Source organism: Mesorhizobium sp. C277A (assembly GCF_040324395.1).
Taxonomy (GTDB): Bacteria; Pseudomonadota; Alphaproteobacteria; order Rhizobiales; family Rhizobiaceae; genus Mesorhizobium.
Map to the genome: position 1 here is coordinate 5,245,132 of NZ_JAMYVW010000002.1, position 12,243 is coordinate 5,257,374.

The following is a 12,243-nucleotide window of genomic DNA, read 5'->3' on the forward strand; positions in this document are numbered from 1 at the left end:
GGCATCACTGCCCAGAAGAAATCCCACTTGCCCTTGGCATCGACCCGGCGCGTGTCGACCTTTCCGGCCTCCAGCCCCGACCATGGCGTATCATTCGGGATCACCGTCAGCCTCCGCTTCCTGTTCATCATCGCCGAACATCTCGCGCATCCGGATGGTATTGACGACGTATTCGACGGTGCCGCCGGCGATCTGGCTGAGCGGAAAAGAAATCCCCCAGGCAAGGACATCGCTTTTGGGAAGCGCGGTATCTGCTTCGTCCTGGCCAACCTTCGGTTTGACCAGCCGCAAGATCAGCAGCGGCCGGTCGCGGGCCTCGCGGAATATCCTCGGGGGGAGGGTGCCGGGCATCGGCTTGTCGCCAAGCGACGTCTGGTAGGCGGCCAGCGTTGCTTCGACCTGCGGAGTGGTGAGGCCTTCGCGCTCGTCCTCGGCCGAACCGACCCGCCTGCTCGCACCACTAATTGCCAGAACGCCCCTAGCGAGATTGTCAGCATCTACCGAGCGCTCGAAAGGGACGAGACTGACTCCCGATATAACGGTGGCAACGGCCCCTTCCTTTCGAGCGCTAGCCAGCAGCACATCCCACTCTTTCAACTCCGTTTCTGCCCGTGCGTCTATGTAATCGCTCATCAGCTTTGGATCTGTCAGCGGATCGGCGGCATCCGCTCGGAAGGTGCGCAGAAACTCGCGGATCAGTGCGACAGGCACGGCCTTGTAGAGTAGTCCCCTGGGGCGTTCTTCCAGCACCGAGTCGGTTCTGCCCCGGATCGCCGAGACTAACTGCACCCCGGCGGCAAGGTTTTTCTCCAGCTGAGCGGCATCCGTGCGGATGCGCGTTGTCTCCACCAGCTTTCCGGCAAGCCCTACCTTCACCGGAAATTCCTTGCCGGTGCCCATCTTATTACGCGCGGTTACGATCAGCGCCTGGGGGTGACTGCGCACAGCCAAGCCGAATTGTTCCGGCGTTGCCTTGGCGAGTTCCATCCGCTTCAGCTGTACCTGCAAGTCGTCCATGGCTTCGTGGATGTGGGCATACCAGCCAACACCATCGGCAGGCATCCAGACGCGGCAGAGATCTTCATATCCGGGGCGATAACCGAACCAGCGTCCCATCTGCATCAGGGTGTCATACATAATGGAGTTGCGCAGGAAGTAGCTGACCATCAGGCCCTCCAGCGTCAACCCGCGCGACAAGGAAAACCCACCCACCGCAATGACTGTAACGCCATGCTCGCCTGCCTGATCGTAATCGAGCGGGGAGGACCGTTTTGATGCGTTTACCTCCACCACCTTTGCTGCGACCAGGACTTCATGGAGCCGCGACTGGATACCGGGCCAATCCGCCCCATCGGCACCGGCGAATTCTTGCTCCCACACCGCATGCAAAGAAGCTATTTCAGGGTTCCTCAGCGCCGACGAGCCCTTTGCGGCATCCACGGCTGCTGCATCTCGTACACGTGCGACCAGGTCGCTGATCCGTGACCTGAGCCGTCCCTGAACATCCGTGAACCTTGAGGCATTTATCAGCATTGAGGCATGTGCCGCCTGCTGGCCACGCGAATTTCGGATCGCCCGCGCGACGATGAAGGTGCGGACAGCGCTGGCCAGGCTGGCGGGCAAAACATCGACCGGATCGTCGATCCTGTGCTTCATCGGCAGCACGTCTTCGTTGTCCGTGATCAGCCGAACATGCGCGTCGCGCGCGTCAATGAATACCTTCTGCGCCCCGAAATAGTTTGACGGCGCATCCAAGCCGATGATGAAGTGGCGCGGAAACAGATCCTGCTTGAGGGCATCGTCATCCGTGTCCGGGTCGATGAAGATATTGGCAAAGGGGGTCGCCGTATAACCGACATAGCAACTGCGATGGAAAAGCGACAGAAGTTCCCGGATCTGACTGTTGATCCTCGTCACCTCGTCTTTTCCATAGCGCGTGTTGATTGAAGCGTTGTCGGCTTCATCGTCAATCAGCAGCATGGGCTGCTGCACCATCTGTGTGCCCTGATGAACTGAATGTTCCTTCAACCATTCCAGCAGGTTTTTCAGCGTGCTTGAGTTCTTCTTGATAACCAGAACGACTGGCACATTATACTGGCCGACTTGGCTGGTATTTGTAGTGGCGGTAGCCTTGTTGAAATCGCGCAGGGTGTTGGTCAGCGAAACGGGGAACTCCCGCTGATCGAAGGTGCCCACGCCGATGATCTTCTGGCGTTGTGCCCTGTTGGCATGCGCCAGCCGCCCGGTGTCGCGGCCGATGAAGCCTTCGTCGATCCGCGCTTGTGTCTGGTTGCGCAAGTTGTTGTGGATACCCGCGATGACCACAATCAGCCGATATCCGGCATCCGCCGCCTTACAGATCAGCCCCGCGTAATTCTGTGTCTTGCCGCTCTGGACATGCCCTACGACCATGCCCCTTCGGCTCCACGGGGAAGTGTTGCGCGGGTCGCCCAACCGGTCGAGCACCCGGTCAGTCACCTCGTCAGTCGCCTCGATCACCGCCTTGGGCAGGCCCTTGAGGTTCAGAAGCTGCCGGTAACGCCCCCAGTAGAAATCTCCGATCTCGCCATTGATCTTGGCATCGTGCAGCCAAGGTCGAAAATCCTCGGCGTCGACAACGGCCCCAAAACCCATGCTGATTCCGTATTTTTCCTCGATCAAACGGGCGAGGTCCTCGGCTTCTGCCTCAGTGACCTTTCCAGCGAACATGGGCGTGCCGCACAGTTGCGCGATGATGTCACGGATGGATTGCGCAGTGTGTGCGCCGCTCTGCGACGCCATGTACATCGACGTCATGCCTTCAAGGCTGCTCAGCATTGGCGTCACGGATTTTCCTTCGCTTCAAGTGTTGCGGCGATGATCCGCTGAGTATCTTCCCAAGCAGACCGAAACGGATCCACGTCTTTCATCATCGACATGATATCCTTGATATCCTTCTTGGCGTCCATGAGTACGGACAAGGTCGACTGGACAGCCTGAACCAGAGTGTCTTCATCCACCGTGTCCGCCACTATCCGCTCGGCCGTGCCCGCCATATCCGAATGCAGCGTCTCGACAGGAAGTGATGCTCCTACCAGCGCGATGCAGTTGAAGAACCCACGGCGGAAGCCCTCGGGCAGACTATCGGCAAAATCGGCAAATGCAGGATGATTGATGTTCGGGCGATAGCGGATCTGGCCATCGGCCTGAATCCGATGCCACATCGGCAAACGCTCGTGATCGACAAGCTTCTGCCCGCGCTTTCGGTATGTCCGTTTTGATCCGTCCTGGATACGCTCGATAACCTTTTTCAGTCGATCCCGGACCACGGGCGGTAGCTGGGCTGACGATTTCTTCACGTCGATTTTCCAGTCCCCGTCCATGCTGTTCGGAATATCGATCCGCACGCGCGACAGCTTTGTGAGTTCCGACTGGCGACACAGTCCGAACCAAGTGCCGTGAAGTATCAGGCGCCTGCCTCTATAGAGATAAAACCCTTGGGACTTCAGATGGCCTTCCGGCCCTCCGATGTCTTCCCAGCTTGCGTTGGCCATTTGCTTGTGGTGCGGCAGCGTGAAACTCTGGATTCCTACATCGCCACGTAGGAGGGGGAGTTTTTCTTCTGGATCGGCTATCGTCGCGGGGTTTTGTCGAGCGAATGGGTCCAAGGGACGAAGTAGCCGACCATTCAACAGTATGCGCAGAGGCTTCGATTCTTCCATGAAGCGGTGAAACACAAGACGCAGGTGTCGCTCGGATTCAGCCAGTCGCTGATTGATCGCTTCGGCGCGCTTAGCTGCGTCTTGGGTATAGCCCCCGGTGAGGCGGTCAAGCTTCTCCCAGAGAACAAGCGTACCCGACGCTTCCAGCCTGTCCACACCCGGGATGGCGGATAGATCATTCGGCAGCTGAACGGACCACTCATTTCTTTCGGCGACGTCATCAAGGTCCCAGACGGCCGCAGAGGACTTTCCGGTCTTGCGTGAAATCACCGTCAACCGCCGACACTGCGAAAAACTTGCACTCTTGAGGCCTAGACCGAAACGGCCAAGATCCGGCTGATCCCGGGTCGCCAGCGGGTTCTTGCTCCCGGGGCGCATCGCGGCGACCAGCTCATCCTCCGTCATGCCCTCTCCATCGTCGATAATCGCAATGAATGGTTCGTCAGCAAAAGTCTCGGTCAGAACTTCGATGCGCCGTGCGCCTGCGGTAATCGAATTGTCGATAATGTCCGAAAGAGCTGTCTCAAGCGAATATCCAACATCTCGCAACCCTTCAATCAAGGCTGCCGCGTAGGGGGTAACATCCGCCCGACGCATTATACTCGAATCATGCATGTACGACATCCAGAGAGGGTTGCGATCTACTCTCACGCGAAATGTCCGAGAGTTACAAGCTCTTCAGGATCTGTTGGTATGTTTTTTTGACAGAGCCTTCGACAAGAGCCTCGCTATCTGTCTTGCAAGAAATGGCGGTACAGCGTTTCCGACCTGAACGTATTGCTGAGTGCGGTTGCCAAGAAAGAGGTAGTCGTCGGGAAAAGTCTGCAACCTTGCCGCTTCCCGTACTGTGAGGCTGCGGCATTGAGCCGGATCGGGATGGATGAAGTAATGACCGTCCTTCGAAATGTGACTGGTGACCGTAGTAGATGCCTCATGTGCCAGCTGCACCCGGAATCTATCCGAGAACACGCCACTGTGCCAATTGCGATGATCGGGGCTAAGCGCGATCGGAAATTGGTCTGCCTTCGGACTGGCCCCATAAACTTGGCCGAAGACTGCCGCGAACATGTAGCGCGCAAGGTCTGATGTCATGTGGCCACGGGTTTCGTGCTGGGCTATCGCCTGTAGCTCTGGGCGTTCTAGCCAGCGCATGAGCTCGTCGTTCGAATTGCCATAGCCGACTGGTAGTGCGACCGTTGACCTCACTGGCGCGAGTTGCGTTTGCAATTGCCGCGCCAGATCCAAGAACCTGATGAGAAGTTCGTTGTTGTTTCCATGGCTGTAAATTTCGGCAAGCTGCTTCGCCGCAAGAGTCACCGCTGCCTGCCAGTTCTCCACGTTGTCATCTCCGCGGCTGAGGCCGCTGCGAAGCGCGGGAAGCGCGCCTATGACATCCGATACTGTGCGCGGTGCATCCACAACGGGGATATTTGCGCGAGATACCAAATTGGCCAAGTCGGAGCGAATGCCGACGATAACCACTCTATGCCGCCGCTGAGGAACACCGAAAGCCTCAGAACGCACGATGAAGTCTGAGGGGTGACGGGCCGTGCGCAAGCTTGCTACGCTGTTCTCGACGCGGATTGCGTGCAACTGATAGAGTTCGCCGCGCCCCGTGCCGATCGACGACAGATCCTCCATCAGCATCTCAAAAACAAACCTGCTTTCGACCGTTGATGACAGTATCCCCTTGACGTTTTCCATCACGAAGGCCGCCGGACGCAAGCGATCCAGCACGCGAATGTATTCCCTGAAAAGGTAGTGCCGCGCGTCATTCTCAGGAATGTAGCCGAGTGTACCCTTAGCTCGCGCGCGGCCGACCAGCGAGTACGCTTGACATGGCGGTCCGCCAATCAGAACCGTGTCATCAAATCGGCGGCGCAGCATCAATGTAGCCGCATCGATCGCGTTAGCGGCCAAGTCTGTGCCAAGTTCCAGACAGCGCGCTTCCTCTGTTGCTGTCTTCCATGTCTCGGCATCTACCGAACCCCAATCCGGCTCAGCAATCAGGCCAGCGTGGAAGTCGATGAACTGATCTAGCATAGCTCCGTGCCGACGCCGATGTTCCCTAATGAAGGCGCGCAAAGTAAGGGTGCGATGAGCCGATGCCTCCTTCTCGACCGAGATGCCGATCCGGAATGGCGCGTGGCCATCCTCGACAAGTGAGGCAAAGCCTTCACCCAGCCCGCCAGGCCCAGCAAAAAGATCGACGATGCCGAAAGTTGAAGGCAATTCAAGTTCCTTAAGAGATCCGCTGGGACGGTGTATATCAACTATGACGAGGAGGCCAGGAGGCCTGTGACTGATATTGTCGACAAGGAAACCCGATCCCGGATGATGGCCGGGATTCGAGGAAAGGACACCAAGCCCGAAACGGTGCTGCGACGTGAGCTGCATGCGCGCGGTTTTAGGTTTCGGCTGCATGCGATGGACCTTCCGGGTCGGCCGGACCTCCTCCTTCCCAAATTTGGGGCGGTCATTTTCGTGCATGGCTGCTTCTGGCACCGTCACGAAGGATGTCGCTACGCAACTACCCCAGCGACGAGACCAGAGTTCTGGCAGGCCAAGTTCGATGCCAATGTCGCGCGGGACCAAGCCGCGCACGCGGCATTACTTGAGACCCACTGGAGGGTAGCGACGGTCTGGGAATGCGCACTGCGAAAGGGCAATCAGGCGAAGGCCGTGGCTGAGCTGCTAGCCGAGTGGCTTAGGTCCGACCTTGTGCAATTTGAAGTTAGCGAGGATATCGTAAAAGAGCGACAAGCGCGTGGCGTCTGCCCGCACGCGGATTAGCTGCAAGCAGATGCCTTTAGGCGGGCAGGCTTATCTTCTTGCGGACGTCGAAGTTGTAGCGACTTACAAGCTGCTTAACATAAACAGGACAAGGCTAGAAACCTTGTTGCATCGGGTCTTCGCGCCATCCCGGTCGGCTCGGCGTTACGTATGAAGATCGTTTCGGCAATCCGGTGAAACCGAGGGAATGGTATCTCGTTCCGTTGGCTGCAATCGACCAGGCCGTGGAGCGGATTCGCGACCAGTCTATCACCCAGTATGAATATGATCCCCGGGCGGCCGAATTGAAAAGGTCGATACAGAGCTAAGGGAGGTCGTCCTGGCGACCTAATGTGGGTTTTCCTGACATGAAACAAAGTTACCCCGCGAGGTAATGGGATGTCATGGTAAAGCGAGGCTAATAGGGAGCCTCCTCCAGGGTGTCTTTTCGGGACGCGCACTCAATCGCGTGCGAGGGCCATTGTAACCGTGCAGACTGCCATCGCTAGGTGCTGCTGCCTAAAGGTGAGTTGATAGGAAGTGGCTTGGATAGTCTTATCGACGCTTGGAAAGGCTGGAAGGGCGTGCAGCACGCAAGAATTGACTAAGCACGTTATGCCAGAGCGCTGCTTGAACACGGCTGACAAGCGTCTTGTAGGACAGTCGGCAAGCGTGTCGGCTCTTGCCTTCTTCACCACCGCGTTGGAGGTCTGCTCGTTTCAACCGAAGGACTTGGCAAGCACATTTTCTGGCAGGTCAAAGGCTGACTTGCCGTCAGTTGCCGAGGTTAATCTGGTAATATTCGACTGCCCACTGTCCAATGAACTCCGACGTTTCAATGCCCGCGCAGATTGCCGAGAGGTGCGGCTCCTGCATATCGACCCTTGGAATGAACAGCCCGGCCTGTACAGCCTTAATGATCGAATTGCTGTGCCGCTGCTCGGCAAGCCGGTAATATGCATAGCAGGGCTTGTCTATGAACGGGTGCTCACCGCCATTGAATACGCACGCCGGGTCATGCGCCTTGTCGGGCTTTATCGACGTAAGCGATACAAGCAAATGGAATCCATTTTTGCATTGGTTGGTTACGGTTACAAACAGATGCATCCCTGCCGGACCAGACGGGACGAGCAGAGTACCCCCTTTGTGGGGCACATAGGTCATTCAGCGGCGTGGAGGTAATCGTCAGCGGCGTCGAGATACTCGTGCAGGCGCCGGTATTCGTGAACTTCCTTAGAAAGCGACAAGCTGTCGTCTTTCTTCAAATACCGAAACACGTCCTCATGATGGATGGGGCGCGACGAGCCATTCGGGTCTTGCCACTCAGGCACGTTCTCTTTCTTGTGAGTCCAATCCCGCAAGGCGTATTTGTCGAATTTTCCGAATTTATCCCACAGAGCCTCTAATACCTTGACGTCAGCCCTGCTGAGATTCTTCAGGGCCTCTTGCGTCACACCCGGAACAACCTTGATGTCGAAGCCCTCGCGCTTAGCCACAAATTGAGACCAGCACTCATTCTCTACATTGCCATTGATCAGGTTCAGGGTGATCGACGCGACTGGGCCGTCCGGCATCGACACGAGCGTGTCATAGAACATTGGCTCGTCATAGCGCGCCATGAATTCGCGTTCTGCGAGGTACACAAGTTTCGAGAGCTTAAGCACGTTAATGCTGCCCCCCGACTTCAGTGCCAGGAAGGCGACAACGTTCGCAACCTTGCCAACATCGAACCCGGCGAGTAGCATGAAATTCTCCAAATCACCTACGTTTTACGTAGCTACGCTTAGCGTAGCTACTGTTTCATAGCGCTTGTCAATTAGAATTATGTTCTACGGACACGCTTTCAAGCCTCAGAGTGACCATTTAACGACAGACCGGTAATTTTTTCGGGAAGGGCAAGCCTGATGAACCTTGAAGAGGCAATGATTGTTTGGACGCCAGCGCGCGGCGTTTTCGAAACGGCACCAACCGCCGGACAAATCGCCATTACAAAAATCCCACAGTCGCCACACCTTAAGGCCCACCCGATGTCGGCGGGCGCCTGTGATCGCAGTTGGCGGGAAGCCACGGAAGCCAGACGCAGAGATTTGTTGCAGCGATATTTCACCCAGATAATTCATCGCGATAGGCTGGATGAAGCTGTCGTTAGGCAAGCTCTTGGTGTTATCGAAGACGTCGATTCGAGAGGGCTCTCAGCGAAAGCTCCAAGAGATGGCGACGCATGGCTTTAGAGAAAGGTGGCGAGTAGCCACCCATTTTAGCCTTAGTGTAACTGCTACCTACCCCAAATTTGATTACCACCCAACCGAACGAGATCGACGCGCGAATGTCAGCAGTTTTTGCTGTCCAGTTCGATGTTACCCTCCAGCGTGTTATCGCTAGCTCTGGCGTACCCCCGCACCCGCCCTACCGAGCCCGAACCCGTGACGTGACGAGCGCGAACCCAGGTCCACCCTAAGCCACCCATCATGGCCTTTACCCGCTTGCCGGCTTCAGGCGTGCGTTGAACGGGCTTTAAGTTCAAATGGTCGAACACGGCTTCCGTCGAAACACGCTCGACACCGTCGCTCCCTTTTTGTCCTCGAAGAAGGGCAAGCCGCTCTTGCCACGGGTCGCTCTTGCGGGCTTGTAACTCGCTGCGAATGGTCCGCAATTGTGAAAGAAACGGACGGTGCTCCAGTGGAGAGGTTGGAACGGCCCACGTCCTGGCTTGACGAATCTTCATGCCTGCAAGGTCCAATGGTCAAATGATCAGATCTATAGGAATATAAACCGTTAAAGCCGTCCAGACCCGGACACTGGACGCCATGCGGTGGATCGATGGTCGAGGCCCGCCAGCGGCTTGGGTGGGTACTCGGAAGCCAACGAAGGGTCTTTTTCGAGCAAACGCCGGTTGTGATGCGCGGCGAAGACCCCTGCTGCATACTCAATGAACGACGGGTGCCGCCGATAGTCAAAGTCGGAAGCCTCAAGCGATCCCGCGAAGAGAGACCACAGCACATCTGTCGGCTCAGTCGAGCATTCAAGCACCTTGCGTTCAATATGGTTTATCGGCAGCCGCTGCCCCGACGGTCCGCTCCAGCCGAAATGAACCACGGCACGAATCCTGGGAATCGCCTTCATGACTTCTTCCAGAAGGTCGTCTTCGCCCAATACAAAAAGCCCACCCGTAATGGTGTTGCGGCGGAGGCCAGGAGCGCCAACGGTGACTGCCATTATCGCCTTCCAAGCGGACCGCGCGCACGCGGCATCAATCATCGACATGACTCGTTCTCCTAATTCGAGGGCAAGAATCAACTGCGGTCTCGCCACCACCACACCCCCCACACCCCCCGGTAGTTGGTGGTGGCGCTGACGCACCCCACCACCACCTCAAGCCACTTGATCGCCAAATTGGCTGAAATGGCTTTTCATGGCTTTCCGCTCTGCTTCTGGTTCGGTGCACTCTGGCTACCATGATGCGCTGTTGGTACGGCCGACGTCGGCGGAGTCGAACCCGTGACAGTTGGGGGGACTGGCCCAACAATGATGTAAGCCTGTCGCGTATAGCCTCCTCGCCCGGTGCGGCTGACCTGGACGGGCCCGATCTGAATTCGACCCATTCGGTGAAGATGATCGAGAATGGCCTTTGCCTCGATGTCGCTTGCGATGCCATTGCGCTGTGGAGCAAGGGCTCTGGCTATCACCGGAACGGCATACTCCGCAGACTTGGGCGATGGAGATAGAGGCGTGGGCGCTGTGCCAACCGCCACCAGGGCGGCGGCAATCATCGCTTGCGGAAACGGCGTGGCAGTCAGCGAGGGCTTGAACAGCTCTACAACGCCAACCTTGTCACCGTGAGGATAGATTGGCGGTTGCGCATTCGGCATCTCGACCGAAACAAGACGGAACCACCGTTCATCGGCAGCGGCTGGAGACAGGTTCTGCTTCGTGCCTGTGACCCTGAAGATAGACGAGACATCCCACGGTGCGACACCGATTTTTGTTGCATCGTCATTCCTCAACGGTTCGATGGCAAGGCTGATGCGCGCCAAATTCACAATGCTCGCTGCGCCCATTGCGGCGTCGGCGTTGCCCAATTCCCGATTTTTCGACGTGTGATGGGCAATGATAACGGAGAGCTTGTTGAGTGCCGCAAGCGAGACCAACTCGCGCATAAGCAGGGCTGCGGCGGCGTTGTCATTCAATGTCGCGCCCCCCACGACGGCTACGAGCGGATCGAGGATCAGAACGTCGGGTTTGTGAAGCGAGACCAGCGCGCGAAGCTCCTGCCAACCCGGCAGATTCAGTGCAGGAGTTCCACGCTCCACCCTGATCAAAGTGAGAGACAGTCTGTCCGCCCCTGCGACATATAACCCGCCAACATCGGCGTCGGTCAGTTGGTGGTGCGCCATCGCTGCGCGCACGCGCAGAGCAATCTCATCGGTCGAGTCCTCAGCGTTGATGTAAAGAACTCGAAGCCTCCCCCCGAATACGTGACTGTCTAGAAGGGGGCGTCCTGACGCACATGCCAGAGCAAGTGAGGTCAGAAATGACGACTTGCCCTTGCCGCCTGGCGCAACGATCAGGGAAACGGCTCCGCGAACCAAATCTGTCCCGTGAAGCCACTGGCGTTTCGGCGGAATGGCTGGCAGCGTGGAAACAGGCAGGGCTCCGCCATGTGTCGTGCTAGCAGGCTTCTGTTCAGGTTGACACGAACCGAGGAGCCTAGAGATTTCTACGCCTGCCGAACGAGCCAAATGAAAGAGCGTGCCGACCGTTGTTCCACCCGCCTTGTTGGCCCTGTAAGAGTCCCACACCAAGTCGAATTCCCCCTCGGACGTCCAGCCTGCACCCCGTCTGGACCATTCCAAGGCCAAGCTGCGAGCATCTGGACAGCCACGTTGGCCAGCATCCGCAACGGCGAACAGGACCGCCAGCCATTGGTTGCGAGGGTCTGAGGTAGCGTTGTCGATAGCCGTTAGGCACTCTGCCACCGCACAACGCTGTCGATCGGGAGCAAGATCGTCGAATGGATGGTGAATTGAGATGCCGGCAGCGAGGTCGGATTGGCCAGTTACCTCTGAGGTATGGAATGAACGGGGCGGGAACCGATCGTTCGCGAACTGGCTATCAACGGGAAGTCCGACTACTGCGCGGGAAGCACTGAGCACCTTGGCGATCTGATCCTCAGTGATCGACGGGACTGTGGCGACTGGAACCGTTGCTGGCGACCTGCCCGCGAGCCAGAACAATTCACCGCCGGTTTCATGAACGCCATGCACGACCAGTTGCTGGCCTTTTCCAAGCACCTCGATTTTGCCACGCCTTCCGCCAACGACGCGCTTGCACGGCTCACCCTCGGCAGCTCGAAATACCAACGCAAAGCGGGGTGATCCCGGACGACGACGGATGAGCCCGCCAGTGGGTAGAATTGGCTTCACCGCCATTAGAAATTTTTGAACCCTGGCTGGGTCATCAATATCGACGTCGATAACCCGGAGACCCGCTGTACAAATGCCGGTGTTTGCAGCCGCCGCGCTCACAGGTACCAATTGGCTAAGCGTTTCCCCTTGGGTCCAGTTGTCGGCGATTGGCCTTTTTCCCTTCGACCTCACTCTTACAACGGAGTAGCCATTCGCAACGGCTGAACGGCGAAAGGTCTCGGCGCTTTGCTTTTGTTCGACTGCAGGGCACTCGCCGTTGGCGCCACCAACCGGAATTGCGGCTGAGCCATTTGGTCGATGAGACACTTGAGCCGCGCCCACGTTGCCATTTGCGGAACCCATAG

At 57.4% G+C, this 12,243-nt stretch carries 9 protein-coding genes; 1 reads left to right on the plus strand and 8 read right to left on the minus strand.

Annotated elements, in window-relative coordinates:
* Window positions 1-90: 90 nt before the first annotated feature.
* From NKK52_RS25950 to NKK52_RS25960, 3 genes are all read right to left on the minus strand, one after another.
* The gene (locus tag NKK52_RS25950) at window positions 91-2,817 is read right to left on the minus strand and encodes a Z1 domain-containing protein (protein ID WP_050591935.1); all 2,727 of its coding nucleotides are present in this window, start codon (window positions 2,815-2,817) and stop codon (window positions 91-93) included.
* A gap of 5 nt (window positions 2,818-2,822) precedes the next feature.
* Complete coding sequence (locus tag NKK52_RS25955) at window positions 2,823-4,316, minus strand: ATP-binding protein (RefSeq protein ID WP_031203664.1); 1,494 nt, start codon at window positions 4,314-4,316, stop codon at window positions 2,823-2,825.
* A 63-nt stretch (window positions 4,317-4,379) separates the two neighbouring features.
* On the minus strand, window positions 4,380-6,125 hold the full coding sequence (locus NKK52_RS25960) for a DNA cytosine methyltransferase (protein WP_502902997.1): 1,746 nt from the start codon (window positions 6,123-6,125) through the stop codon (window positions 4,380-4,382).
* Between NKK52_RS25960 and NKK52_RS25965 the strand changes: the two genes are divergently transcribed.
* On the plus strand, window positions 6,039-6,494 hold the full coding sequence (locus tag NKK52_RS25965; protein ID WP_502903005.1) for a very short patch repair endonuclease: 456 nt from the start codon (window positions 6,039-6,041) through the stop codon (window positions 6,492-6,494). The two genes, NKK52_RS25960 and NKK52_RS25965, sit on opposite strands and share 87 nt — an antisense overlap.
* A 753-nt stretch (window positions 6,495-7,247) precedes the next feature.
* Here the strand turns inward: NKK52_RS25965 and NKK52_RS25970 are convergent.
* From NKK52_RS25970 to NKK52_RS25990, 5 genes are all read right to left on the minus strand, one after another.
* Window positions 7,248-7,637, minus strand: coding sequence for a hypothetical protein (locus NKK52_RS25970; protein WP_050591936.1), 390 nt, complete (start codon window positions 7,635-7,637; stop codon window positions 7,248-7,250).
* Window positions 7,634-8,218, minus strand: coding sequence for a Panacea domain-containing protein (locus NKK52_RS25975; RefSeq protein ID WP_023681370.1), 585 nt, complete (start codon window positions 8,216-8,218; stop codon window positions 7,634-7,636). The genes NKK52_RS25970 and NKK52_RS25975 overlap by 4 nt, the downstream gene beginning before the upstream one ends.
* A gap of 584 nt (window positions 8,219-8,802) precedes the next feature.
* The gene (locus NKK52_RS25980; protein ID WP_156939215.1) at window positions 8,803-9,198 is read right to left on the minus strand and encodes a hypothetical protein; all 396 of its coding nucleotides are present in this window, start codon (window positions 9,196-9,198) and stop codon (window positions 8,803-8,805) included.
* Between the two features lie 50 nt (window positions 9,199-9,248).
* Window positions 9,249-9,737 (minus strand): hypothetical protein, encoded by a 489-nt coding sequence (locus tag NKK52_RS25985; RefSeq protein ID WP_023681371.1) that lies wholly within the window; start codon window positions 9,735-9,737, stop codon window positions 9,249-9,251.
* A 146-nt stretch (window positions 9,738-9,883) separates the two neighbouring features.
* Window positions 9,884-12,241 (minus strand): AAA family ATPase, encoded by a 2,358-nt coding sequence (locus tag NKK52_RS25990; RefSeq protein ID WP_198031471.1) that lies wholly within the window; start codon window positions 12,239-12,241, stop codon window positions 9,884-9,886.
* Window positions 12,242-12,243: the final 2 nt, after the last annotated feature.

Coding starts and splice junctions, on each gene's coding strand:
- NKK52_RS25985 (WP_023681371.1), bottom strand. CDS start 9,737: ATGTCGATGATTGATGCCGCGTGCGCGCGGTCCGCTTGGAAGGCGATA.
- NKK52_RS25970 (WP_050591936.1), bottom strand. CDS start 7,637: ATGACCTATGTGCCCCACAAAGGGGGTACTCTGCTCGTCCCGTCTGGT.
- NKK52_RS25955 (WP_031203664.1), bottom strand. CDS start 4,316: ATGCATGATTCGAGTATAATGCGTCGGGCGGATGTTACCCCCTACGCG.
- NKK52_RS25965 (WP_502903005.1), top strand. CDS start 6,039: ATGGCCGGGATTCGAGGAAAGGACACCAAGCCCGAAACGGTGCTGCGA.
- NKK52_RS25975 (WP_023681370.1), bottom strand. CDS start 8,218: ATGCTACTCGCCGGGTTCGATGTTGGCAAGGTTGCGAACGTTGTCGCC.
- NKK52_RS25990 (WP_198031471.1), bottom strand. CDS start 12,241: ATGGGTTCCGCAAATGGCAACGTGGGCGCGGCTCAAGTGTCTCATCGA.
- NKK52_RS25960 (WP_502902997.1), bottom strand. CDS start 6,125: ATGCAGCCGAAACCTAAAACCGCGCGCATGCAGCTCACGTCGCAGCAC.
- NKK52_RS25980 (WP_156939215.1), bottom strand. CDS start 9,198: ATGAAGATTCGTCAAGCCAGGACGTGGGCCGTTCCAACCTCTCCACTG.
- NKK52_RS25950 (WP_050591935.1), bottom strand. CDS start 2,817: ATGCTGAGCAGCCTTGAAGGCATGACGTCGATGTACATGGCGTCGCAG.